Origin of the sequence: Chryseobacterium caseinilyticum (genome assembly GCF_014837145.1) — a bacterium.
Lineage (GTDB): Bacteria > Bacteroidota > Bacteroidia > Flavobacteriales > Weeksellaceae > Chryseobacterium > Chryseobacterium caseinilyticum.
Window position 1 is genome coordinate 175,992 of sequence record NZ_JACYFS010000005.1, and the last position, 25,369, is coordinate 201,360.

General features: G+C 37.6%; 16 protein-coding genes, 7 tRNA genes and 1 other RNA gene. 7 read left to right on the forward strand and 17 right to left on the reverse strand.

Annotated features, from left to right (window positions below; translation table 11 throughout):
* Positions 1-122: 122 nt before the first annotated feature.
* From IC610_RS15545 to rpsU, 15 genes are all read right to left on the reverse strand, one after another.
* A complete protein-coding gene (locus IC610_RS15545) occupies positions 123-3,224 on the reverse strand; it encodes an efflux RND transporter permease subunit (RefSeq protein ID WP_191737672.1) in 3,102 nt (1,033 codons plus the stop codon).
* Between the two features lie 191 nt (positions 3,225-3,415).
* Positions 3,416-4,498: an efflux RND transporter periplasmic adaptor subunit gene (locus tag IC610_RS15550; protein WP_191737673.1), complete on the reverse strand. Its 1,083-nt coding sequence runs from the start codon at positions 4,496-4,498 to the stop codon at positions 3,416-3,418.
* A gap of 1 nt (position 4,499) precedes the next feature.
* Complete coding sequence (locus IC610_RS15555; protein ID WP_082482328.1) at positions 4,500-5,741, reverse strand: TolC family protein; 1,242 nt, start codon at positions 5,739-5,741, stop codon at positions 4,500-4,502.
* A gap of 321 nt (positions 5,742-6,062) precedes the next feature.
* On the reverse strand, positions 6,063-7,427 hold the full coding sequence (locus IC610_RS15560) for an ATP-binding protein (RefSeq protein WP_191737674.1): 1,365 nt from the start codon (positions 7,425-7,427) through the stop codon (positions 6,063-6,065).
* Positions 7,428-8,108: a response regulator transcription factor gene (locus tag IC610_RS15565; protein WP_191737675.1), complete on the reverse strand. Its 681-nt coding sequence runs from the start codon at positions 8,106-8,108 to the stop codon at positions 7,428-7,430.
* Positions 8,109-8,497: 389 nt separating this feature from the next.
* A tRNA-Thr gene (locus tag IC610_RS15570) sits at positions 8,498-8,569 on the reverse strand.
* A 40-nt stretch (positions 8,570-8,609) separates the two neighbouring features.
* Positions 8,610-8,682: transfer RNA gene (locus IC610_RS15575), tRNA-Gly, on the reverse strand.
* Between the two features lie 86 nt (positions 8,683-8,768).
* Positions 8,769-8,849: transfer RNA gene (locus IC610_RS15580), tRNA-Tyr, on the reverse strand.
* 18 nt (positions 8,850-8,867) lie between these two features.
* Positions 8,868-8,941 (reverse strand) — tRNA-Thr (locus tag IC610_RS15585).
* 94 nt (positions 8,942-9,035) lie between these two features.
* Positions 9,036-9,108, reverse strand: a tRNA-Gly gene (locus IC610_RS15590).
* A gap of 86 nt (positions 9,109-9,194) precedes the next feature.
* Positions 9,195-9,275: transfer RNA gene (locus IC610_RS15595), tRNA-Tyr, on the reverse strand.
* Positions 9,276-9,293: 18 nt separating this feature from the next.
* Positions 9,294-9,367 (reverse strand) — tRNA-Thr (locus tag IC610_RS15600).
* 107 nt (positions 9,368-9,474) lie between these two features.
* Complete coding sequence (locus tag IC610_RS15605; protein ID WP_056074857.1) at positions 9,475-9,765, reverse strand: HPF/RaiA family ribosome-associated protein; 291 nt, start codon at positions 9,763-9,765, stop codon at positions 9,475-9,477.
* Positions 9,762-10,649, reverse strand: coding sequence for a tyrosine-type recombinase/integrase (locus tag IC610_RS15610; RefSeq protein ID WP_191737676.1), 888 nt, complete (start codon positions 10,647-10,649; stop codon positions 9,762-9,764). The genes IC610_RS15605 and IC610_RS15610 overlap by 4 nt, the downstream gene beginning before the upstream one ends.
* An 82-nt stretch (positions 10,650-10,731) precedes the next feature.
* Positions 10,732-10,929, reverse strand: a complete 198-nt coding sequence (gene rpsU / locus IC610_RS15615) for a 30S ribosomal protein S21 (protein WP_056028873.1) — start codon at positions 10,927-10,929, stop codon at positions 10,732-10,734.
* Between the two features lie 359 nt (positions 10,930-11,288).
* On the opposite strand from rpsU, the gene IC610_RS15620 reads away from it, so the two are divergent.
* Together IC610_RS15620 and ssrA are read left to right on the forward strand one after the other, a co-directional pair.
* A complete protein-coding gene (locus IC610_RS15620; protein ID WP_191737677.1) occupies positions 11,289-15,110 on the forward strand; it encodes a T9SS type B sorting domain-containing protein in 3,822 nt (1,273 codons plus the stop codon).
* A 234-nt stretch (positions 15,111-15,344) separates the two neighbouring features.
* Positions 15,345-15,744, forward strand: a transfer-messenger RNA (tmRNA) gene (gene ssrA / locus IC610_RS15625).
* Between the two features lie 182 nt (positions 15,745-15,926).
* Here the strand turns inward: ssrA and IC610_RS15630 are convergent.
* Positions 15,927-19,067: a DEAD/DEAH box helicase gene (locus IC610_RS15630; protein ID WP_191737678.1), complete on the reverse strand. Its 3,141-nt coding sequence runs from the start codon at positions 19,065-19,067 to the stop codon at positions 15,927-15,929.
* Positions 19,068-19,458: 391 nt separating this feature from the next.
* On the opposite strand from IC610_RS15630, the gene IC610_RS15635 reads away from it, so the two are divergent.
* From IC610_RS15635 to pyk, 5 genes are read left to right on the forward strand one after another with little or no spacing between them, the layout of a single operon-like run.
* Positions 19,459-19,698: an acyl carrier protein gene (locus tag IC610_RS15635; RefSeq protein ID WP_002976354.1), complete on the forward strand. Its 240-nt coding sequence runs from the start codon at positions 19,459-19,461 to the stop codon at positions 19,696-19,698.
* Between the two features lie 32 nt (positions 19,699-19,730).
* Positions 19,731-20,975 carry a beta-ketoacyl-ACP synthase II gene (gene fabF / locus IC610_RS15640; RefSeq protein WP_056074840.1) on the forward strand — a complete coding sequence of 415 codons (1,245 nt, stop codon included), beginning with the start codon at positions 19,731-19,733 and terminating at the stop codon, positions 20,973-20,975.
* 8 nt (positions 20,976-20,983) lie between these two features.
* Positions 20,984-21,748 (forward strand): ribonuclease III, encoded by a 765-nt coding sequence (gene rnc, locus IC610_RS15645; protein WP_191737679.1) that lies wholly within the window; start codon positions 20,984-20,986, stop codon positions 21,746-21,748.
* Positions 21,726-22,199: an IPExxxVDY family protein gene (locus IC610_RS15650; protein WP_191737680.1), complete on the forward strand. Its 474-nt coding sequence runs from the start codon at positions 21,726-21,728 to the stop codon at positions 22,197-22,199. The genes rnc and IC610_RS15650 overlap by 23 nt, the downstream gene beginning before the upstream one ends.
* Positions 22,192-23,637: a pyruvate kinase gene (pyk, locus tag IC610_RS15655; RefSeq protein WP_191737681.1), complete on the forward strand. Its 1,446-nt coding sequence runs from the start codon at positions 22,192-22,194 to the stop codon at positions 23,635-23,637. Before IC610_RS15650 ends, pyk begins: the two co-directional genes overlap by 8 nt.
* A gap of 87 nt (positions 23,638-23,724) precedes the next feature.
* Here pyk and IC610_RS15660 read toward each other — a convergent pair whose 3' ends face one another.
* Positions 23,725-25,233 (reverse strand): DUF4394 domain-containing protein, encoded by a 1,509-nt coding sequence (locus IC610_RS15660; protein WP_191737682.1) that lies wholly within the window; start codon positions 25,231-25,233, stop codon positions 23,725-23,727.
* Between the last annotated feature and the right edge of the window lie 136 nt (positions 25,234-25,369).

The following is a 25,369-nucleotide window of genomic DNA, read 5'->3' on the forward strand; positions in this document are numbered from 1 at the left end:
TAACTTGCTAGATCTGCATCAAAATTTCTTAACAACTTACTGCTCTTAACGGTTCAAAAATTTAGTCATAAAAATCAAAATCTCCCGAAACTATCGGGAGATTTTTTAGGTTAAAAAATGAATTATACAATTTCCTGTGATTTTTTACTTCGGTTAAAAATCCAGAATATAATTGGAAAAATAAGTAAGGTGAGAACGGTTGCTGTAATCAATCCGCCGATGATGACGATGGCTAAAGGCTTTTGAGATTCAGAACCAATTCCGGTGGATAAAGCTGCAGGTAAAAGTCCGATGGATGCCATCAGTGCAGTCATAATTACAGGTCTTGTCCGGGATTTTACTCCGCTCAGAACGGCATCATCAAGCAACAGTCCGTCTTTTATGTTCTGATGGAATTCGGTAATCAGAATGACTCCGTTCTGAATACATATTCCGAGTAAGGCGATCATTCCGACGCCGGCAGAAATACCGAAATTCATTCCGGTAAGATGCAGTGCGATAATTCCTCCGATTAAAGCAAAAGGTACATTCGCCAAAACCAAAAATGAATCTTTCATATTCCCAAAAAGAATAAACAGCAGGAAAAATATTCCTAAAATACTGATCGGAACAACCTGCGTTAATCTTGCCGTTGCTCTCTGCTGGTTTTCAAACTGGCCTGTCCAGCCTACTTTGTATCCTTCGGGAAGATTTATTTTTGAAACTTCTTTCTGGGCATCGGCAATAGTTCCACCCAAATCACGGTCACGGATCGAAAATTTAATTCCGATATACCTTTTGATATCATCCCTGTAGATAAATGCGGCACCGTTGTTTCTTTCGATAGTCGCCACTTCCTTCAGAGGAATCATTGTTCCGTCCTGCGTAGGAATCATCAGGGACGCCATATCGTTTTCATCTTTTCTGTACTCGTGGGAATACCTCAGACGAATCGGGAATTTTCTTTCGCCGTCATACATTTCTGAAGCCGTTTTTCCTCCGAAAGCCATTTCCAGAACGGTCTGTGCATCTTCGGGCATTACGCCGTATGCTGCCATTTTATTTCTGTCCCAAACCACATTGACTTCCGGCTGACCGATATTTTTAATGATTCCGGCATCACGCACGCCGTCAACATCTTTTATTGATTTTAAAACTTTATCGGCAAGTTCATCCAGAGTTTCAAGATTATCACCGTAAATCTTAATTCCGTTTTCGGCTTTAAATCCTGCAACAGCTTCCGCCACGTTATCGGAAATCGGCTGGGAATAATTGAATGTGATTCCCTGATATTTGCTCAGTTTCTTATCTATTTCTTCCGTTAGCTGTTCATAAGTAATCTTTCGGGTCCATTCACTTTTATCTTTTAGATTAACAGCGAACTGTACAAATCCAAATCCATTCGGGTCTGTTCCGTCGTTGCTTCGGCCGGTTTGAGCCAGAACATCAGTCACTTCAGGAACGCTCATAATGTCTTTCTTTAAAATATCTGCGGTTTTTAAAGATTCATTTAAAGAAGAACTCATCGGCATTTCGGCAGTAATCCAAAGTGAACCTTCATTGAGTTGCGGTAAGAATTCCGTTCCTAAAAATTTTCCTGAAAATAAAGTTACGGCAACAACCGAGATGGAAACAATTAAACTTATTCTCTTATTTTTAAATGTAAATCTGAAACCTCTTAAAACAATTCTGTCCCAGAAATTCACAAACGGATTGTTCTTCTCCCTTACATTTTTATTTAAAAGCAAATGCGTCAAAACCGGAACCAAAGTAAGGGTGAAAATCAAAGCGCCCATCAGTGCAAAACCAAGAGTAAATGCCAAAGGTGAAAACATTTTACCTTCCACTTTCTGGAATGCGAAAATCGGGATCAGTGAAGTGATGATAATTAATTTTGAGAAGAAAATAGCTTTTCCCAAACCAGTTCCTGTTTGTTTGATCCACCCGGCTTTTGCCATTTTGTTGAATCTTTCCGGGCCGTATTTCTTGGCCTTATGGTCAAGCATTACGAAAATACCTTCCACCATTACGACGGCTCCGTCAATGATAATTCCGAAATCGACAGCTCCCAGTGACAGTAAATTGGCACTCATCCCGCAGAGTTTTAAACATAAAAAAGCAAAAAGCAAAGACAGCGGAATAATGATAGAAACAGTAAGTGTTGTACGCCAGTCTGCCATGAAAATTAATACAATCACCGTCACAAGGATAATTCCTTCCAGCAAGTTATGCATTACGGTTTCTGTAGTAAAATCCATCAGGTGATCACGGTCGTAAAACGTTACCATTTTCACATCTTTCGGAAGAATCTTCTCGTTCAGTTCGGCAATTTTAGCTTTTACACCTACCAAAACTTCACGGGGATTCTCACCTTTCCGCATCACCACAATTCCTTCTACGGTATCATCCTGATTATTTAATCCGGCCTGTCCTACCCGCGGTCTCGAACTTTCTCTCACTTCAGCAACATTTTTTACCAAAATTGGGTTTCCGTTGTCATTATGGATGGTAATATTGGCGATATCATCTGTAGACTGCACCAAACCAATTCCACGAACGACATAGGCCTGACCGTTTTTTTCGATAACATCTCCACCAACATTCAGGTTACTTTTCGTCACAGCTTCATAAACCTGAAGTGGTGTCAAATTGTATTTATCCAAAGCTCTTGGGTCGATACTCAGCTCAAAAACTTTATCCTGACCACCGAAAACATTGATGTCTGCCACTCCCGGAACGCCACGAAGTGCTCTGTCGATCACCCAGTTCTGTAACGTCAGAAGTTCACGGGAATCTTTCTTTTTACTTTCTAATGTATATCTGAAAATCTCTCCGGTCGGGCCATAAGGTGGCTGCACTTCTGGATCAATCCCTTCAGGAAGACTGATATTCCTGAGCTGATTGTTGACCATATTCCGGGCAAACATATCGTCAACACCGTCATCAAAAAGAATCTTCACAATGGAAAGACCAAACATCGTGGTACTTCTCACGCTTGTTTTTTTCTGAACCGGACTCATCGCCAGCTCGATCGGTGTCGTTACAAAACGTTCCACTTCTTCAGCACTACGGCCGTCCCACTGTGTGATAATCACAATTTGGGTATTGGTAACATCAGGAAACGCCTCAATCGGCATATTCTTGAAACTGATAAATCCCGCCACTGCCAAAACGGCGACCCAGATAAAGGTAAATGCCTTGTTTTTCAGTGAGAATGAGATAATATTTTTTATGAATTTATTCATGATAGAAATTAAAGGTTAAGCTTTAGATATTGAATGAATAACTAAATGTTGAATGAAATCTGAATGATTAAAAAACCATTGAGAACAAGTGTATTTAAATTAAATAAGCAGCATCGAAGCTATGAGAATGGTTAAGTAAAGGATATACCTATAAAACTTAATTACTGTAAAATGTCTCAATGGCTTTGAAATCAATTGTTCAGAGATCTGTAGATGAGCAGCTGATTATTGGTAATCACGTTTTCACCTTCCTTCAGACCTTCAGAAATATAGGTTACATCTCTGTTCTGTTTTAAAATCTGAATTTCTTTAATTTTAATATCATTTCTTGATTTAAAAACCACAACATAGCTTCTGTTATCATCAAATATGACCGCTTTCGAAGGGATAGAAAGAGCTGTTTTGTTGTCGGATTTTGAAACTTTTACCGTCGCCTTACTGTCGGGAATCAGCAATCCGTTGGCATTGTCTAAAACAACTCTCGCCTGCATTGCATTGGTTTCAGGATCGATGATTTTAAATATTTTATCAATCTTACCGTTGAAAATTTTGTCAGGATAAGATAGTGTGGAAACCTGGGCAGGCATTCCGAGCGTAATTTTATCAATATCAGATTCGTTGATGTTCATAATTGCCCAGACGTTGGTGGTATTGGCAACATCAAAAATGTTCTCGCTTCTGTCACTTCGCAGCTGCATATCTTTGTTGATGTCTTTATGAACGATGTAACCGTTAATCGGCGCTAGAACGCTGTAGATATTTCCGTTTTTCACATTATAAACGGTACTCACCGCACTTGCTCTCTGCAGCTGATCCTGTGCTTTCTGCAGCTGGCTTTTTGCTTCCAGAACTTCTCTTTCAGTATTCAGCTTACCGTCGTACATTTCCTTCGCAACACGGAGATTGTTCTGTGCAACGACCAGATCTGTTTTTGCATCACTCACTTCACGCTGTACTTCAGCCAGTTCGGTACTTCTGATAGTCGCCAGAACCTGACCTTTTCTTACATAATCGCCCAGTTCAACATTTACGCTCATCACATTTCCTCCAACGAGTGGAAAAACGTCGATATAGGAATTTTTGTCGGCAGAAATTTTACCGTAAAAGCTGTAAAAATCTTCTATGACTGTATTTTCCACTTTGGCTGTGGAGATAGATTCAAGCATGGTGTTACTCAGTTCAAAACCTTTAGGCTCCGGCGTTTTTGGCTGTTCTTTTTTTGAACATGACCATACAAGAAATATTGAAAATATGGGTATAATTAAATTTTTCATTTTAATAGAAGATTTTAGTTTGTACAAGTAAGTTGAGGTTTTCGGCAGACTGAATCAGGTCGTTTTTCATATCATAAACCTGCAGAACAGTCTGGCGGTAGGTTTCCATGAAATCTGTAAACTCTATCAGGCTGATGTTTCCGTTTCTGAAATTTTTGAGAATCCCGTCGTAAACCAGTTCAAGATTGTTTTGGTCTTTGGTTCTGATTTCAGAAAGCTGATCATAATTGTTTTTCCATATATTGAACGCGGCCTGCACTTTTGTTTCGAGAGAAAACTTCTGGAATTCTGCATTCTTCTCATTCTGCTGAATCGCAAATTTTGCTTTCTCCACATTTCCCTTATTGCTTTTCCAGAGAGGAATCGGGATGCCCACCATCAGATTGATTTCATTTCTGAAAGTTCCGCTGGCCTGATCGTATTGCGCACCCAGATTAAGATCAGGAACATTTAATGACTTCTGCCATTGGGCAAAGAGTTTACTGTTGTCAATCAGTTTTAAATTATATTGATACTCCGCATTATTTTGCAGGGCTTTTTCCTTGAGCGTTTCCTGATCTCCAAACGGCTGTGACGCCAGAATTTCTTTCACTTCAGAATCAGCGATCTGTGGTTCGATAGTGTTATTAATCCCGGTGAGTATCTGCAGGCTTTGCTGTACTTCAAGAATTTCCCGGTTGATGTCGGTTTTGTCTGCATTCAGCTGTACAACGATGCTTTGAAGCCTTACTTCATCTTTCAAAGACACATTTCCTTTTGCCGACTGTACTTTGTACGCCTTTAAAAGCTCATTCATGTATCCAAGCTGTTTGGTAATGCTTTCCAGCTTTACTTTCTGATAGTACAGATTGAAGTAAGCCATGTGAAGTTCTGTTTTTAAACTGGCTAAAAGCTGTGTAAACTGCAGGCGTGCAAGTTCTTTATTGGACTTGGCAAAAGCGATTTCGTTTTTTTTCTTTCCGCCAAGATAGATCAGCTGTGTAATTTCGGCACCTTTGGCTCTTCCGGCATCAAAAGCTCTTTTATCTTCGGGGTTATAGGCATTGATGTAACCGCTTAGCTGAGGGAGTTCCCAGATTTTAGCCTGAATAATATCCGCATCCGCCATGTTGATATTATACTGCTCCGCCAAAAGCTGAAGGTTGTTGTTGTGAAAGGCTTCCTCACAATCCTGAAGCGACATTTGCTGCTGTGCGGCCACGAAAGACGAGACAACAATCAACAGCCCTGCAAATTTGTTCATTATCATTATTTTGATGACAAAAGTGCGGCTACACGATTAAAAGGAACTTAAAAGATGCTTAAAATAAAATTAAATTATAAAAATGACGGGAATTGTTTTAAAAAAAAAGTTTGAACCATTAAGGTCAGTTAAAGGATTAAGAATTTTAAGGATCAGTTAAAATTGATATAAGCAGATTGCTTATTTATAGTTCTGAGGAAGCCAATAATTATTGTTCTTAAAAATTCATCCGCATAAAGTTGTCAATTCACCTGCATGAATTCAGTAATTCATCCGCATAAATTTTCAGGCAGCTGCAAAGGTGCATCAATACGCGGTAAATTATTTATTAAAAATAACGGTGAATTTATTTAAATTTTCAGCAGGTGACGAGTACACAATAGCAGCTCCGTGATATTCTAAAATTCTTTTCACAATTCTTAAACCCAATCCTGAACCGGAGATATTCTGAGAATTGTTACCTCTTGTAAAAGCGTCGAACAACCGTGGCTGTTCTTTTTCGGGGATCGTGTCTCCACAGGAAATGACGTCAACTGTGATATTGTTCTCATCCTCATTAAGCAGAACATCCACTTCTTCATTATCAGAATAGATTGCAGCATTCTTGAGAAGATTTACAAATACTATTACGAGCAAAGACTGCACGCTGCTGATGGTAAGAAGGGCATCTTCTGTAGATTTTTCAGAAATGTTGAAATCCATTTTAAGTTTTGGGAAACTTTTCTGGAGACGGTCGAAAGATTCAAAAATAACTTCATCCACACGTACTTCTTCGTAAATGGTCTGAATATTTTCTTTGTCAAATTTCGTCAGCAGCAAAAGTGAATTGGTAAGGTCTGAAAGAAGGTAAACGTCCCTCAACATCTGCTGCAGCCCCAAAAGAGTAGTGGGAGAGTGTTCTTCGAGTTTAATCAGGTTTTCAATCTGAAAGGCAATTCTCGTGATCGGAGTACGGATTTCGTGGGAAGCACTTGCTGTAAAATCCTTCTGTGACTGAAAAACATCGTTCAGCCTTACGATCATGGTATTAAAAGACTGCGCGAGAATGCTGATTTCATCTTTTGAATTGTTCACCGGAATCTGGGTGGTAAGCTTGTGTGCCGTTATCTCAGAAACTTCCTGATTAAGCTGTTCCAGAGGATGCAGGAATTTCCCCATGAAATAATAACTGAAAAAGCCAATCAGGAGGGTGCTTGCGATGTAGGCGGTAATCAGAAGATATTTCAGGTAGGCAAGTTTAGATTTCCCGTTGGTGTCGTAGGCACTCGTGATGATGTAGTAATTTTCGCCGTTGATGTTTCTTTTGGCGGCATAAATTTCGGGAAAAGTCTTTTCGGTGAAGACAGCCTTTTTTTTGTCGAGGTCGCTCAGAAGTTTGGCGTCCCAGGTTACTTTCTGATCTTTTATGGTTGAGTAAACGAGTTCTTTATCAGAATTGAAAATGAGAATTTTTTCATTTAAAAGAACGTTATCTGAATTTTCATTAAAGAAAACAGGAGCTTCTTCTTCAAAATCTTTTGATTTTAAAATAAAGTGTGAGGTAAATTCAAGTCTCTGAACAAATCTTTCTTTAAATTCTTCTCTTCTGAAATCATTAAACAGAATATAAATAATCACCATCACGATCCCCAGCAGAATCGAAAATGAAATACATAAAGTAAGCGCAATTTTCCGTTTTAACGACATTTATAAAGGACTTAAATAATACCCAAAACCCGATCTTGTGTGAATGAGTTTTACAGGAAAATCTTTATCTAATTTTTTCCTTAAAAAGTTGATGTAAACCTCGACTGTGTTGGTGTTGGTATTAAAATTATGTTCCCATACGTGCTCTGTAATCTGTTGTTTGGAAACTGTTCTGCCCTGCGCTTCGGCAAGATAAACCAGCAATTGGAATTCTTTCAAAGTAAGAGCAATTTCGTTCCCGGATCTGAAAACCTTCTGTTCGGTTTTGTTGATGATGAGGTCTTCCACTGTAATAACGTCGAGCTCAATGTTATCAGACTGTGTTTTTCTGCGGAGAAGCGAGTTGATCCTCAGTAAAAGTTCTTCAAACTGGAAAGGTTTCACGAGATAATCATCAGCAAGTCTTGTAAAAGCATCCTTTTTATCTGAAAGGTCGCCGTAAGCCGAGAGAATAATGATAGGCGTGGTTTTGTCGAAAGTTCTTAAAGTCTGGCAGACGTCAAGGCCGTTCATTTTCGGAACATTAATGTCTAAAAGATAAAGATCGTAGGTGTTATTTTTAATTTCTCTCAGAAAAGTCTCTCCATCAAAAACCTTCGCACAGGTAATCTGATTGGATTCTAAAAATTTACACAACTCTGCAGAAAGGATAAGGTCGTCTTCCAGTAAAAGGATATTCATATTGGAACTAATTTTTTACTAAATTAGAAAAAATAATTTTGATGTGGCTTGAAAATGGGATTTGAGAGAAAGGTTTAATTAAATTTTAATTATGATTAAATTTTTATAAATCTTCAGAAATAATTTAAGTTTTTTTAAGCTGATTTCACAGTAGTTTTGTCGTTCCGTAGGAATCTAAACCGCTTATTTCATTGTGCTGAGATTCCTGCGGAATGACAAATAAGCCGGACAAGTCTATTACAACTAAAATAAACTCATAAAACTTTTTTAAAATGGATGTAGATTCAAATTAAAAGTAAATAAAATGTGTGAACAATATCTGAACAAAAAAAATCATTTACAAACCTTCAGAAAACAAAAAAATCCCGAAGAAATCGGGATTTGCTGTGAGCCAACTACGGGACTTGAACCCGTGACCTCTTCCTTACCAAGGAAGCACTCTACCGCTGAGCTAAGTCGGCCTGAAACAAAAAATCACACCAGAAGCGTGATTTTTTACTGAGCGGAAGACGAGGGTCGAACTCGCGACATTCAGCTTGGAAGGCTGACGCTCTACCAACTGAGCTACTTCCGCAATTTTGTTTCCAAAATTATTGGTAAACGCTTTGCAAACTTAGGCTTTTTGGCCAATATCTGCAAACTTTTTTTGAATATAAACTGTGGGGAGAGCAGGATTCGAACCTACGAAGCCGAAGCAACTGAGTTACAGTCAGTCCCATTTAGCCACTCTGGAATCTCCCCTTGGTTTATATTAAAATGAGCTTCCAGAGGGATTCGAACCCACGACCCCGAGATTACAAATCACGTGCTCTGGCCAGCTGAGCTATGGAAGCATTTAATAATTCTAAACTGAAGGCTGAGAGAAAAGCTACTCTGCAACAATTCAGCAGTGAAAAAAAAATCACCCTGATGAGGTGTGATTCTTTGAGCGGAAGACGAGGGTCGAACTCGCGACATTCAGCTTGGAAGGCTGACGCTCTACCAACTGAGCTACTTCCGCAATTTTGTTTCCAAAATCATTGGTAACGGTTTGCAAATCTAGAAAAATCTTCTGAAACCTGCAAGTTTTTTTATCAATATAAACCGTGGGGAGAGCAGGATTCGAACCTACGAAGCCGAAGCAACTGAGTTACAGTCAGTCCCATTTAGCCACTCTGGAATCTCCCCGAGTTTATATTAAAAATGAGCTTCCAGAGGGATTCGAACCCACGACCCCGAGATTACAAATCACGTGCTCTGGCCAGCTGAGCTATGGAAGCATAATAAAAAAGAATTCAAAAGATCGCTGTTCCTTTTTTGCGTGTGCAAATATAGAACGGATTTTTTGAATTCTCAAATTTTTAGTATGTTTTTTTTGACTTTTTTACTAAGCCAGTTCTTTTTTCTTGATTAGTAGCTTCTTAGCTGTATCAACACACTGGTCTAAGCTTTCCTCGAAGCTTGAGCAGGTCTTTTTTACAACGATATCGTCACCCGGAACGGCTAAAATAAGCTCTGTGGTTTTGTTTTCTCTGTCTGAAGTGTTTTCTACTTTTAAGAAAACCTTACAATCCTGAATTTTGTCGTAAAACGTAGCAAGTTTGTTTACTTTTTTCTCAATGTGATCTTCTAATGGTGCATGTGGTGTTAAACCAATTGACTGTACTGTGATCTTCATAATTCTTCTTTTTTTGCGGCTCTTGGATGAGCCAGATTAAACACTTTTTTTAGTTGCTCTATATTGGCATTCGTATAGACTTGAGTACTGGCAAGACTTGAATGTCCTAATATTTTTTTTACTTTCGAAATTTCCGCCCCATTATCCAAAACATGTGTAGCAAAGCTGTGTCTTAATATATGAGGACTCTTTTTCTCTTTGGATGTTACAAGACTAAGATACTTATTAACGGCAAGGTAAACAAATTTTTCTGTGAGTTTTTTACCGTTTTTGTTGACGAAAAAGTATTCATCAAAATCCTCCTTTGGATTTCTGATACCGAGATAATCAGATAAAAGTTGGGTAAGTTTCTCTGAAATGGGAACATAGCGTTCCTTGTTTCCTTTTCCTATGATCTTCAGCTCCTGTGATTCCAGATTTACATTTCCAAATATCAAGCCACAAAGTTCGGCTTTCCGGATGCCGGTTTGGTAAAGTGTTTCGATGATGCAGTGTTCCAGCAGGTTGTCTTTTTCAAGAGAAATTTTCTCATCAAGATTTTTCATTTCATCACTTGAAATCGGAATTTGCTTCTCTGCGTAAAATTTAAGTGAACTGATATTTTCGACGGGTGAAGTTTTAATTTCCTGAATTTTCAGTAAAAATTTATAGAAACTGCGGAGGGTAGAAACCTTCCTGTTGATGCTTCTTTTGGCAATGTTTTTTTCGCTGAGTTCCACAATGAAGTTGCGGATGATTTTTTTATCTGCATTTAAAAGATTTTCTGAACCTTCAGTACGAAGGTAGAATTCATAGAAATCTTCCAGATCTTTTTTATAGCTCGTTACGGTGTGTGAAGAATAGCGTTTTTCAAACGATATGTACTGAAGAAACTTGTCAATCATAAAAAAGTGTAAAAACAAAAAATTCACTCAATAAATATAACTATTTAAAGAGTGAATTTAGTATGCGTGTTAAGAAAATTTCTTAAGCCTGCTCTTCTTTGCTAAGATTTACTTGCTTGTAAGCAGCTTTAAGTCTTGCCTGTCTTAAAGTTACAGACGGCTTAATGAAAGCCTGTCTTGATCTTAATTGACGAACAGTACCTGTTTTGTCAAATTTTCTCTTATATTTTTTAAGTGCTCTGTCGATAGACTCTCCGTCTTTTACTGGAATTATTAACATAAATTACATCTCATTTTGGATTGCAAATATATGACTTTTTTTATAATTGACAAATATTTAAATATAAAAAATATTTGTTTTTGAATAAGTTAAACTTTGAAATTTATCGGTTTATTTTCAGTCACCAGTATATATTAAAATTAATATACTCAAATTATTTTTTTTATTAAATTTGCTGGATAAAACTAATACCTATGAAGCTTATTTACAGTAACCTGGATAATTCTGTCAGGTTGTTATTTTCAAAATAATTTACGTTCAGCTTAGTCAAAAAGCATTTATTAGCCATTAATGGTTGATTTCAGCTGTGCTTTGCATGTCTCCACTCATAATAAATCCCTTTTTTTTACTTACATATGATGAAAAAGCTACTGTTTTCTTTTTTAATAATTTTTCATATTTCGTTGTTTGCGCAGGAAGATTGTGCTACTGCAATCAATGCCTGCGGGAATTCTGCTATCAACTACACTCCATCTGGTGTGGGAAACAGCAATGAGGCTCTTGGCGGCTGTCTGCTTTTGGGCGAACATCACTCTGTCTGGTACAAATTTACTGTTTCAACAAGCGGAACATTAACGTTTAATATCACGCCCACCGGAGCTGTTGATTATGACTGGGCAGTGTATGGTCCCAATAAAACATGTGCAAACCGGGGAGCTCCTGTGAGATGCAACTATGCTGAAACTACAGGAAGTACCGGACTGAATATGACGAATACCAACACTTCATCTACCTATAGTGACAGTCCGTATTGCAGGTATCTTGACGTGACTGCGGGGCAGACCTATTATCTTTATATTGATAATTTTTCGTCCACGGTGTATACTTTTAATTTAACTTGGGGCGGAACGGCGACTTTGGCTTCTCCTTTTGCAAACTCAACGACTGCGCCAAATCCTTTTATTCCTCCGGGAAGTCCAGGTGCAACCGCTACAGCACCAAGAGAAATTTCTATTTGCGGAACGACTTCAACATTTAACTTCAGCAGTCTTTCTGCCGGTATTCTGAATGGAAATTCAAATTTTGCTGTAACTTATTATACTACAGCAAACAATGCGGCTTCGGGTACAAATCCTATTACAGCTCCTGTAACTGTAAATACCACAAATACTTATTATTATAATATCACTTACATTGATCCGGCAAATCCTAATTCTTCAATCAACGGCTGTAAACAGACCGGAAGTATTGTTTTTAGGAATAAAAGGCCTGTTGTAACAATCAGTACTCCCTCAAACAAAATCTGTTTTGGATCGGGTATCATTCTGACGTCAAGCAGTTCTACAGGAAATATCTGGTCTACAGGAGAAACAACAGCCTCAATCACAGTCACGAATGCTGGAACTTATACTGTTACTACTAATAATGGAATTTGTACAAGTTTGCCGGCTTCAATCACTGTTACCAAAGAAAGTGATCCAAATGTTCAGATTGCAGGAAATCTCATTGTATGTGGTGCCCCGACTCAACTGACTGCTACTGCAAACGGAACAGGAAATACTTATCTTTGGTCCACCGGCTCTACTGCCAGCTCAATTTCAGTTTCTAATGCAGGAACATACACGGTTACAGTAAAAACTACAGCCAACTGTTCATACATGCAATCCGTAACGGTAGTTGATGGTGTTGTTCCGACAGTACAAAACAGTATTTTAGATCAATGTTCAGCAACAAGTACGGCACTGTTTAATCTCGTATCGGCACAGTCTGATATCAGCACAACTTCAGGTACGGGTTTTGATTTTTATTTGAATCAGGCAGATGCAATTGCGGGAAATACTAATTTTATTCCTAATCCCAGTTCTTATTCTTCTGGGAATGCTTTAGTTTATGTAAGGGTAAAAACAGGAACGTGCTTTAGAATCGCTCAGCTTCAGTTAAATGTAACTGTAGTAGCGGCTCCTGTCATTACCGCGTCGTCAAATACCATCTGCTTTGGTGGCAATGTAACACTTACTTCTAATCTTGCATCAGGCAATTTATGGTCTACAGGAGCTACATCTCAGTCTATCACTGTTACTGCGGCAGGAACCTATACATTATCTTCTGTCAACGGACAGTGTTCGGGTGCGCCGGCTTCTGTCACAATTGTACCTGAAGCCAATCCAAATGTTCAGATCAGTGGAAATTTAATAATTTGTGAAACGCCGTCAGTTTTAACGGCTTCATCATCTGGTTCAGGAAATACTTATTTGTGGTCTACCGGATCTGTGGCAGATCATATTACAGTTTCGACCGCCGGAACTTACACTGTCACTGTAAAGACACCTTCAAACTGCGAATATACTCAATCAGTTGTAGTAAGTCAAGGAGTGATTCCGGCAGTTCAGAATGCTTCCTTAAGTATTTGCTCAAACGGTTCAACTGCTGTCTTTAATTTAACTTCAGCTCAGGCTAATCTGAGTGCTACTTCGGGAGTGACTTTCGCTTATTATCTCAATCAGTCTGATGCCTTAGCGGGAAATACGAATGTAATTGCCAATCCTGCTGCACATTCTTCCGGATCGGCAGTTATTTATGTAAGAATTAAATCTTCTGCCTGCTTTAAAATTGCTCAGCTTCAGCTTACTGTAAACGTAAAACCTGCACCAACAATTTCATCCACAGGAATTGCAATCTGCAGTGGAAATCCTGTTACTTTAACTTCAAGTTTGCCTAACGGAAATCTTTGGTCTACGGGGCAGACATCACAAAGTATTGTTGTATCAACTCCAGGTGTTTATTCACTTACCAATAATGATGGTATTTGTACGGGCGACCAGGTTTCTTATACTGTTCAGGCTGGTGTAGATCCGAACTTGCAGATTACCGGAAATCTTACTTTCTGTCAGGGCTCTTCAAATATTCTTACTGCAGTAGCAGCGGGAACAGGAAATACCTATTTATGGTCCAATGGCGTAACAACAGCTGCTAATAATGTTACCGTGGGAGGTTCTTATTCTGTAACGGTTACTACCAGCCAGGGATGCCAGTATCAAAAATCAGTAAATGTCATCATGGATCCTCTTATTGTGGTTTCTGTTGCGGCACCCGGGCAGATTACCTGCACAACACCTCAGGTAATTCTGGATGCATCCAGTTCAGTATATGCTGCAGGGGCTACTTTAAGCTGGACGGCATCTGCAGGAGGAAATATTGTTTCGGGAGGATATACACTTACGCCTACAGTCAGCAGTGCCGGTACTTACACTTTGACAATTACAAGTGCGACGCCACAGGGTTGTGTAAAGCAGGCATCAGTAAATGTAACTGCTAATACAGTATATCCTGACGTATCTTTAATTTCAGCAAAATTGAAAATATGCAAAGGAGAAAGCACAGTTCTTACAGCTTTAGGTGCTGCAACATATACGTGGCAGGGACTTTCAGGTAACGGAAGTACACAAATCGTTTCACCGGCAGTTACTACAACATATTCTGTTACAGGTACAAGTGCCAACGGATGTGTTTCGCTTACACCGGCAAATGTAACAGTCATTGTTGTTCCGGAAATAGAGTCTTCTCTGAATGATATACAGATCTGCAAAGGGGACCGCGGAATACTGAATGCCGGTGCCGGTGCAGGATACACTTATCTGTGGAATACGGGTGAAACTACTCAGAATATCTACGTAACAAATGCCGGAAATTATTCTGTTGTCATCAATAACGGAACCTGTACAAAAACATTTTCTGCTGTGGTGAGCTATATTTCTCCTCCGGAAATCAAAGAAGTAACCTATAAAGATCCGTTCCTTACCATAAATGCAGTCAACTACGGGAACAGTGCACTCGAATATTCGATAGACGGGGGAGTGGTTTGGCAGGCTTCAAATGTTTTTACCGTGATGCGAAATGCACAGTATTCTGTGCGGGTAAGAAATAAAAATAACAGCTGTAATTCGGAAGTTGAATATTACACTTTTTTTATGTCTAATACCATTACTCCAAATCACGATGGGCTGAATGATGTTTTGGATTTTACCCAGGTAAGTTCCAATAAGGATTTTGAAGGTGAAATTGCAGACCGTTACGGCAAAGTAGTTTATAAAATTAATCCTAAAAACTTTATCTGGAATGGCAAATATTTAGGTTCTCCGCTTCCTACGGGTACCTACTGGTATAAAATTTCCTGGCAGGATCGCTTATCCCGTAAAAATGTTATGTTTTCAGGATGGATTTTGCTTAAAAACAGAGATTGATTTTACTTTGAGTATAAATGCTTTAAACCAAAATTATTTTTCCGGATTTTCGGGAAGTAATTTTGGTTGTTTAAAATTCTTTTCACTATTTCACCGGGTTGATTTCAGTTTTGCCGGATCACTTAACTTTAGCAAAATGTGCTTGAAAGTATGTGGAAATTCTTCAAAAAATAAATTTTTCAGGCAAAGTATAATGTTAGTTTGATTTTTGTATCTTTGCCTTCACTTAAACATGGGGTTGACTGGTTTCGACAGCAAGGTCAATGGGTAAGTAAGCATGCAGAGAACCGTAGCGCGATCTCTTAAATCCCTTGCTACACAATTTTAACTGGCAACGAAGAGTTCGCTCTTGCAGCTTAATCCGAATAAAGTAAGATTTCAAGCGCTTTCCCGAAGATAGTAAGGAAGCAAGATGTCTCACAAATGCTCTGTTCTGCGGCGTTTGATTCTGAGATATAGTAATGCAGAAATAAGGTTTTGGGAGCTTTGACCAAGACTCGAAAACCTCAGAAGATAAGCTGGAAGTTGGGTGTTTGCTCTCTGCCTCCAGTCGAAAACCAACAGTAAAATAAGCATGTAGAAATCTTATGTATTGCTTGTTTGGACGAGGGTTCGAATCCCTCCAACTCCACAGGAATAAAATAAACCACCGAATTTCAGTGGTTTATTTTTGTTTATCTAATAAGTTTTTGAATATGAAAAGTATAAATATCCTTTAAATTGTAAATTTTTTATTTCTAATTCCAATAATCGGTGAACTAATTATGTTAATTTTGTATCAATTTCTGATTTATAACGAGATCTGCAGTTAAATTTTTAATCAACAGACATTTTTGCAGATTCCTTCCATAAATAGTTAGGTATAGGCTCATTTAGCTCCCATTTGATACTCATTGGCTTTGAGCCTTCTGTTTCTTTAAAAGTACCTTCTCCTATAAATACATATCCAAGTGTATTACCATTTTCGTCATTTGCTCGCTCTCTTATAAAAAGCAAAATTATTTTTTCATTTTCTACATGACTGACGTATGATTTTCCTTTAGTAGTTTCCGGACCGTATGCATTGTGAGATTGCCAATGAAACAGTGTCTCGCTAATTGCGTAATCATCATACATTGTAGTAGGTGAGAAATCCTCTTCAGATTTGATGAGATTAATAAATAGTATTTCTGTATTCAAATTTTTATTCTCTGCCGCTCCCTCTCTATTTGAAGATTTTTTTTCAAATGTTGACATTTTAAATGCAACTAAAATTTGATCTCTGGTATATCGCGAATGTAACTTTAAAGGTTGTTCATAAGGCAAATCAATGTCGAGTTCCTTGAACCCAATATTATCAATTAAAATTTCCAGAACTTCTATAATTTCATTTATCAAAGTCTGATTTTTTCCTATTTGTCTGATACTTTCTTCTAAACTTCCGAAACCTCCTGCGTTTTGCCAAATGTCGTAATGAAGCATTAAAAGCATTGTTTTTTCTTTCTCAGTAAAATCCTCAATTCGTATATCAAAGGACCTTTTTGCAATTTCTAAAATAAAATTAAAGTAACTCACAGAATTGGTTGATAACCATTTCTTGCTAATTGCTGAGTAAATTTGTTTCTCATCCTCATCCTCAAAATCTTCGATGACACCAGCTCTTTGGCAGAGTCTGTACCAACTTCCTTTTTTATAAATAACTTCAAGCGGAATATGATACAGTTCTGTAAAGTGCCTAAGTGTCAATGGCAAAGTAGTCTGATGCTGAAAATTTATTATTTTGGTAATTATTTGATTAACATTGAGAGAAGTGGCTTTCCTGATATTTGTAAGAATCACTTCTTTCGTTTTTTTCTCTAAAACTATTGAGCAACCTAAGGGCAAATGTGGGAAATCGTCTTCAATTTCCTTTTGTACGGAAGTTGTGGTCTTCCCTATCAGAGCCCGGAATTTACTTTCAAAATCATATTCAGGTCTTGCGTTTCCAACAAAATCTAATACTGTTAAACAATCTTTTCCTTCTGCTAAGCGGAGACCACGACCTAACTGCTGAAGAAAAACAGTTAAGCTTTCAGTAGGTCTCAAAAAGAAAACAGTATCAATTTCCGGAATATCAACACCTTCATTGAATATATCAACTACAAACAAGTAGTTGAACTCTTTTTTTCTAAATCTTTCTCGAAGTACATCTCTGTCGCTAGCATTTTTAGAAGTTAGAAATTCAGATTTTAGATCAGCTTGATTGAATTTTTGAGACATATACTCAGCATGATCAATATTTACACAAAAACCTATTGCCTGAACATCCTTCAAATCTGTTGTATACTTCTGAAGATTATTAATGATTTCGCCTACTCGCGTTTCATTTTTTATATACAAACCAGCGAGCTCACTGACTGCATATTTTCCTTTCTCCCATTTCACATTTGTTAAATCGATACTGTCCGTAATACCAAAATATTGAAAAGGAGTTAATAATTTTTTATTCAGAGCCTCGGGAAGTCTAATTTCCGCTGCCACACGGTTACAAAAATCTTCAAGAATATTTTCATTATCCATTCTTTCTGGTGTAGCTGTCAATCCAAGCAAGACTTTGGGCTGGAAGTAATTTAAAAATGGTCTGTAACTGGAAGCTGGACCATGATGTGCTTCATCTAAGATGATAAAATCAAAATAATCCTTTGAAAGATTTAGATCTTTTAACCTATTATTTAAAGTCTGTACAGAAACAAATAAATACTCATGCGATCTTGGCTCGAGGCCGTCAACCCACAAATCACCAAAATTATTATCCTTCAACACACCTTGAAATGTTGCTCTTGCCTGTTGCAAGATTTCTTTTCGATGTGCAACAAAAAGCAGTTTTGCCGATGTATTATTTTTTCTGAAGTTTTTGTAATCAAATGCCGAAATAACAGTTTTTCCAGTACCTGTAGCAGCAACTAATAAATTTCTGTTTCTGTTTTGTACAGTACGTTCAACTTCCAGCTTTTCAAGTATTTCTCTTTGATAATGAAAAGGTTTAATATCGAAATATGATGTTGTAAAATTATATTCTTTTGAAAATTTTCCTTCCTTCAATGCATCAACTAATTTTACAGAATGAGTGTCTTGTTGATAAGATTCAAACTCTGAATTTTGCCAATATGCTTCAAAAGTCTTTTTAAATTTATCGATGATATGGCTAACTTCTCTGGTTGTGATTTTTAAGTTCCACTCCAAGCCATCAGTTAATGCTGAGCGCGAAAAATTAGATGAGCCGATGTAACCTGTATGAAAACCTGTATTACGTTGAAACAAATAAGCTTTCGCGTGCAATCTTTCATTTCCCGTATTGTAAGAAACTTTGACTTCTGTATTTTTTAACGATGAAAGGAATTCTACTGCCTTTGCATCTGTTGCTCCTATATAAGTTGTAGTAATGACTCTCAAGATTCCACCTCTGTCAGTAAACTCTCTCAACTCACGCTCAAGAATTCTTATACCTTTCCACTTTATGAATGAAACTAAAAGATCAATTTTATCCGACGATAGTATTTCTTTTCGTAGCTCACTTTCCAAAGTTGTGCCTGAGTTTCCGCCAGTAAAAAGTTCGCTGTGAACTAATCTGGTATACGGAGTAATTTCTTTTAAATGAAGATCTAAGTCTGTAAAATGAGCATCAACGTTTGTAAAAACTGCTTTCAGAATCTTACCTTCAGTTTCAATTAAATCATCTTCAAACTCTTCTTTTTTCAGTTCTTCTTTTAAAAATAGAATGATTTTGTTTGCAATCTCAATTTGAATTTCTAGAATGTCTTCGCCTTTTATCAAATTAAAGGCCTGTTTAATTGTTTTACCAATATGCTGAGATAATAAGTGAGCTGCCTCTGCTTTGTCAATCGAAATTTTCTTCACCTGAAAATGATCTTTCTCAAGCGCATTTAATTTTGTACTGATGAGTTGCGTCACTAACTCCTCATAAATTCCCTGATTCATAGTTTTTATTTACATTTAAATCTCCCATTAATTAATAAATAAAGGACTCAATAGAATGCAATGTAGAAAAATTTGAGGCATTTTGCTTAGCAATTATTTTATAAAAACCTAAGTGCCTCAATTTGTTTACAAAGTATGATAAATTGCCAAGTGTATTTATATGTAAAATAGGAAATATTAAACTAGTTCTAATTCATTTTACGAATTATGTGAATGTTTTAATTTCGTTATGTAGGAAAAAAAACAATAATTCTAATCCCTTGATTACGAAAACACTAAAACCCATGGTGATAAAATAAGCATAGTCTACCGACAAAAAAGACTAAAAAAATGTTTTATCGTAAAGAATTTTATATATTTGCACCATCTAACAATAAAAAAAATATTTACTATGTCAGACATTGCATCAAGAGTAAAAGCTATCATCGCTGATAAGCTTGACGTTGAAGAAACAGAAGTGACTCCTGAGGCTAGCTTCACAAACGATTTAGGAGCAGACTCACTAGATACAGTTGAGTTAATCATGGAATTTGAAAAAGAATTCAATATTCAAATCCCTGATGATCAGGCTGAAAAAATTACTACTGTAGGTCACGCTATCGCTTATATCGAAGAAGTAGTAAATAAATAATATTCTTCAACAAAGAACTTTAAAGAAAATTTATGGAATTAAAAAGAGTAGTTGTAACTGGTTTCGGAGCATTAACGCCAATAGGCAACAATGCACAGGAATACTGGGAAAATCTTGTAAAAGGTGAGAGCGGTGCCGCTCCGATTACTCTTTTTGATGCCACAAATTTTAAAACAAAATTTGCCTGCGAGGTAAAAAACTTCGATCCTCTTCAGCACTTCGACAAGAAGGAAGCTAAAAAGATGGATAGAAACACACAATTCGGAATGGTTGCAGCCAGAGAGGCTGTAGCTCATTCACGAATTATTGAAGATAACGTAGATAAACTGAGGGTAGGAGTAATCTGGGGCTCCGGAATTGGCGGTCTTGAAACTTTCGAAACAGAAGTTTTGGGTTGGGCAAATACGGATATTCCAAGATTTAATCCTTTCTTTATTCCTAAAATGATTGCGGACATCACACCGGGACATATTTCTATCGAATATGGTTTCCACGGTCCGAATTATACTACGGTTTCAGCATGTGCATCTTCTGCCAACGCTATTATCGATTCTAAAATGCTGATCCAGCTCGGAAAGGCAGATGTAATCGTGTGCGGAGGTTCTGAAGCTGCCGTTACTGCAAGTGGAGTGGGAGGCTTTAACGCTATGATGGCGCTTTCTACAAGAAATGATGATCCTACAACAGCTTCAAGACCTTTTGACAAAGACAGAGACGGATTTGTACTGGGCGAAGGGGCGGGATGTATTATTCTTGAAGAGTATGAGCACGCTGTGAAACGTGGAGCAACAATTTATGCAGAGTTATTGGGTGGAGGAATGAGTGCTGATGCACATCACATGACTGCGCCACATCCTGAAGGTTTGGGAGCTTATCTTGTAATGAAAAACTGTCTGGAAGATGCAGGTTTAACTGCTGATGATGTAGATCATATCAACATGCATGGTACATCTACGCCATTGGGAGACATCGCAGAATCCAATGCAATTTCAAGATTACTCGGCGAGCATGCCTATAATATTCAGATTAATTCTACAAAATCAATGACCGGTCACCTTTTGGGTGCAGCTGGTGTAATTGAAGCAATTGCTGCTATCGGAACGATCATAAACGGTATTGTGCCGCCAACGATCAATCATTTTACCGATGATGAAAAAATCGACAGCAGACTGAACTTTACCTTTAACGAAGCGGCGAAGAAAGATGTGAAGGTTGCCATGAGCAATACATTCGGATTTGGTGGACACAATGCTTGCGTTCTTTTTAAGAAAATCTAAATTTACAAATGGAGTTACAGAAATATTTTTCTAAATTCCTACTCAAACAAAGAAAAAGAATACTCACAGAGAGAGACTTTTTCCTCAGTACAGAATTATACAAAATTTTAGGTGCTGAGGTGAATAATGTCGACCTTTACCGTGAGGCTTTTTCGCTGAAAAGTTCTTCTAAAAACGGCGAAAGAAATTACGAAAGACTTGAGTTTTTGGGAGATTCTGTTTTGGGAACTATTATTTCCTGCCATTTATTTCAAAACTATCCTCAGGCCAATGAAGGATATCTTACGCAGATGAAATCTAAAATCGTCAACCGTAAGAACCTCAATAAACTGGGCGAAGACCTGAAACTTACACAGCTCCTGCAGAAGCACACTGCTGTAATGGCTTTGGGAGAAAATATCTGCGGAAATCTGTTTGAAGCTCTGGTTGGTGCGGTTTATCTTGATTTTCAGTATGATACCTGCAAAAGGATTGTGCTGGAAAGACTTTTGACTCCGTCTGAAATTATCAAGCTTGAAAACAAAATTGTAAGCTACAAAGGTCTTCTTTTAGAATGGGCTCAGAAGAAGAAACTGAATATAAAATACGAAACCTGCGAAGAAATTCAGCCCAACAAGGCGGTGGTTTTCAGATGTCATGTCTGCTTTGGTGACGAAAAAATAGCCAATGCCACAGAAACTTCAAAAAAGAAAGCCGAAGAGAAAGCTGCGCAGCGGGCGTTTTATATTTTAAACAAAAAGGAAAATATTCTTGGAAGTACAAAAACTTTATGATCTTGATGAGATAGAATCCGAAGATATCACCATTGGCTTGGTGAGGTTGGTAAAGTCTATGCACGATCACGAGTTTTTCTTTAAAATAAACAGGAATTCTCATCTGAGTTTCTCCAGAATAAAGGATCTCATATTTAATGGTTCCTACTACGATTACTGCTTTCCCCGTTTTGAAGCATATCACAAATTTACAAAAACATGCTACACTTTCATATCAAACAGATCATCTGAAAGTAGGCAAAAAAAAATTCAGACCGAGCTCTTTGCGGAAGAAGATAACATTAAATTTTTATTAAATAATCAGCCCGATGTGGAATATATTCTGCACAGTTCGGAACAGTATGCTGATTTTTCCGTAATTTTGCTCCCTGAAAATCTTGTATTTCCTATACAGGATTATATTTTGAGTTCTGAAGAAGAACTTTATCAAATAATACAGTATTATGAATAAGTATTTAAAGAAGACAAAAATTATTGCAACGCTGGGTCCGGCTTCATCTTCAAAAGAAGTCATGTTGGGATTAATGAAGGCTGGTGTTGATATTTTCAGAATAAATTTTTCACACGCAGATTACGATTTAGTTCGAAGTAATATCAATATTATCAGAGAACTTAATGCAGAATACGGATATTCAGTAGGGATTCTTGGAGATCTTCAGGGCCCGAAACTGAGAGTAGGGGTAGTAAAAGAGGGTTCTTATCTTAACCCTGGTGATGTATTGACCTTTACCAACGAAAAAATCGAAGGAGATTCTACAAGAGTTTATATGACCTATCAGCAATTCCCTATGGACGTAAAAGTGGGGGAAAGAATTTTGATCGATGATGGTAAACTGATGTTGGAAGTTCTTGAGACTAACCAGATTGATACAGTAAAAGCAAAAACTATTCAGGGGGGACCTTTGAGTTCTAAAAAAGGGGTTAACCTTCCGAATACCAACGTTTCTCTTCCTGCTTTAACAGAAAAAGACATTCAGGATGCCAACTTTATGATGGATATGGAGGTTGATTGGATCGCACTTTCATTCGTTCGTCATGCTCAGGATATCATTGATTTGAAAGAATTAATTGCGACTCACCCTAACGGTAAGTTTAAAACTCCGATTATTGCTAAAATTGAAAAGCCTGAAGGAGTAAAAAATATAGACGAAATTTTATTGGAATGTGACGGATTAATGGTTGCGCGTGGTGACCTTGGTGTGGAAGTTCCAATGGAAGAAGTGCCTGCCATTCAGAAAAATTTGGTTGAAAGAGCAAGATTCTTCTCAAAACCGGTAATCATCGCTACTCAAATGATGGAAACCATGATCAACAGCCTTACTCCAACAAGGGCAGAGGTAAATGATGTTGCCAATTCTGTTTTGGATGGTGCTGATGCCGTAATGCTTTCCGGTGAAACTTCGGTAGGAAGATATCCTATTCAGGTTGTTGAAAATATGGCTAAGATTGTAAAGAATATAGAAATGACCAATTTCTATCAGCGCAAAAATGAGCCTATCGAAAAAGATTATAACTGTATTGATGAAAGGTTTATAACCAACCGTGTGTGTCTTGCCGCAGTAAGAATTGCCAAAACAACAAACGTTTCTGCGATTGTAACTTTAACGAATTCTGGTTATACAGCTTTCCAGCTTTCTGCACACAGACCAAATTCTCACATCATCGTATACAGCGGAAATAAAAGAGTAATCAATATGCTGAATCTTCTTTGGGGAGTAAGAGCCTATTATTATGATATGAACAAACCGACTGACGAAACCATTATTCAGGTCAACATGTTGACACATAATTACGGTTATATCGAGTCTGGTGATTTTGTAATCAACATCAATGCTACACCGTCGTTCGAAGGAGGCAAGACAAATACTTTAAGACTGACAACAATTTAATTTAAGTTCAGGTTTAGTCTTAAAAAAAACAAAAATCTCACGGATCATTTCCGTGAGATTTTTTTATTGAATTATTTTTGAATTGAATTAGAATCCTAAACCAACTGTAAATCCTTTTACAGGATTCGGGAATGTTGCTGAAGATGCCGTAGCTCCCGTTGTAAGATTTACAACATAGATTTTATTATCAGTACCAACAGAGGCTAAAAGATAAGCTTTCTGAGACATCGCACCGATATCAAAACCGTTCGCTGATGTGATGTTGATTCCTAAAGCTCCTTTTTCAACCAAAACACCTCCGTTTGGTGGATTTTGAAGATACAGTTTATCAGTATTATGATCAATCACATAAAGCTCTGTAGCTGTTGCTCCAGCAAAGTTGTTTGTGTAAGCTGCTGAACTTACTGTTGGCGTTCCTGGGTTCAGCATAGTATCAATCGCGGTAACGGCACCGGTAACAGGATCCAGTCTTAAATTTTGTCCTGTATTACTCACTACTCTTATTTTATCAACCGTAGGATTAAAATCAAATCCAAACTCAGTTCCTACTAAAGGTGTTGTAAGTGTACCTGTACCAACCTGAGTTGCAGCACCGGTTCCAAGATTAATAGTGTAAATTCTGCTTGAACTTCCTAAAGCGTAAAGTTGCCCGTTTAGCGGTCTGAAGTCAATTCCTAAAATGCCTTCACCGGTTTGCAGACCTCCAATAGCTTTAGAAACCAGTCCCTGTGAAGGATCATTAGGATTAAAGATTTGTAACTCATTTGCGTTATTAATAGCATAAGCTACAGGATTAGTTGGGATTGCAATATCAACTACTTTTGATGGTAAAGCACCAATGCTTGAAGCTTTTCCTGTAGCAAGATCTACACTGTATAAAGCATTTTGTCCGCCACTTGTTACTGCCATTAATGCATTTTTATTATCTGGACTGATGTCAAAAGCAGCCTGACCTGTAAAAGTAAAACCTAAATTTCCTACTTCTGCCAAAGTACCGTTGTTAGGTGGGTCTTGCTTAAATAACTTTCCTGAAGTTACATCAATATCATATAAAGTAGTGCTTGTGGCTCCAGATGTACTGTTTGTGTATGCAATTCCAGTTATTGATGAAGTTGTTGCAATAGCGCCGTCCGTTGCGGCAGTTGCTCCGGTTTCAGGATGTAATCTTAAATTTTGTCCGGTACTGGTAACCAAACGGATTCTGTCTACCGTAGGATTGAAATCAATTGAAGCAATCGTACCTGCAATTGCCGGAGTAAAAGCTGTTGTGCTTACTACTCGTGCCGATGCGTTCGTGGTATTAATAACATACAGTTTACTGGCACTGGATAATGCGTAAAGCTCACCGGTTGCAGGTCTGAAATCGATGCTCATCAGTTTTTCGCCAGCTGTGATACCGGTTATTGCAGTTTTAGAGATAAAAGTTCCGGTATTTTTGGCATTGAATGAAGTGATTTCATTACTGTCCGTCAGTCCATATACCAAAAGATCAGGTCCCTGTACCATGGGTTCCATTCCGTTTACATCGTCGTCATTACAGGATAATACTGTTGCGACCATTACTCCAGAAAGGAGCAGAGAGAGAAGTTTGTTCATAATGTTTAATATTTGGTTTAATAATACACAGATATACGAGATAAAATTAGAATCGGTTTTAGAAACAGATTTTTTTAATTCAATTTTTTGTTTAAATTTGCATTTCCATTGCGGAAAAACTTATGGTTTGCGAGTA

Coding starts and splice junctions, on each gene's coding strand:
- pyk (WP_191737681.1), top strand. CDS start 22,192: ATGAATAAGTATTTAAAGAAGACAAAAATTATTGCAACGCTGGGTCCG.
- IC610_RS15560 (WP_191737674.1), bottom strand. CDS start 7,427: ATGTCGTTAAAACGGAAAATTGCGCTTACTTTATGTATTTCATTTTCG.
- IC610_RS15550 (WP_191737673.1), bottom strand. CDS start 4,498: ATGAAAAATTTAATTATACCCATATTTTCAATATTTCTTGTATGGTCA.
- IC610_RS15635 (WP_002976354.1), top strand. CDS start 19,459: ATGTCAGACATTGCATCAAGAGTAAAAGCTATCATCGCTGATAAGCTT.
- IC610_RS15545 (WP_191737672.1), bottom strand. CDS start 3,224: ATGAATAAATTCATAAAAAATATTATCTCATTCTCACTGAAAAACAAG.
- IC610_RS15610 (WP_191737676.1), bottom strand. CDS start 10,649: ATGATTGACAAGTTTCTTCAGTACATATCGTTTGAAAAACGCTATTCT.
- IC610_RS15555 (WP_082482328.1), bottom strand. CDS start 5,741: ATGAACAAATTTGCAGGGCTGTTGATTGTTGTCTCGTCTTTCGTGGCC.
- IC610_RS15660 (WP_191737682.1), bottom strand. CDS start 25,233: ATGAACAAACTTCTCTCTCTGCTCCTTTCTGGAGTAATGGTCGCAACA.
- rpsU (WP_056028873.1), bottom strand. CDS start 10,929: ATGTTAATAATTCCAGTAAAAGACGGAGAGTCTATCGACAGAGCACTT.
- rnc (WP_191737679.1), top strand. CDS start 20,984: ATGGAGTTACAGAAATATTTTTCTAAATTCCTACTCAAACAAAGAAAA.
- IC610_RS15620 (WP_191737677.1), top strand. CDS start 11,289: ATGAAAAAGCTACTGTTTTCTTTTTTAATAATTTTTCATATTTCGTTG.
- fabF (WP_056074840.1), top strand. CDS start 19,731: ATGGAATTAAAAAGAGTAGTTGTAACTGGTTTCGGAGCATTAACGCCA.
- IC610_RS15630 (WP_191737678.1), bottom strand. CDS start 19,067: ATGAATCAGGGAATTTATGAGGAGTTAGTGACGCAACTCATCAGTACA.
- IC610_RS15605 (WP_056074857.1), bottom strand. CDS start 9,765: ATGAAGATCACAGTACAGTCAATTGGTTTAACACCACATGCACCATTA.
- IC610_RS15565 (WP_191737675.1), bottom strand. CDS start 8,108: ATGAATATCCTTTTACTGGAAGACGACCTTATCCTTTCTGCAGAGTTG.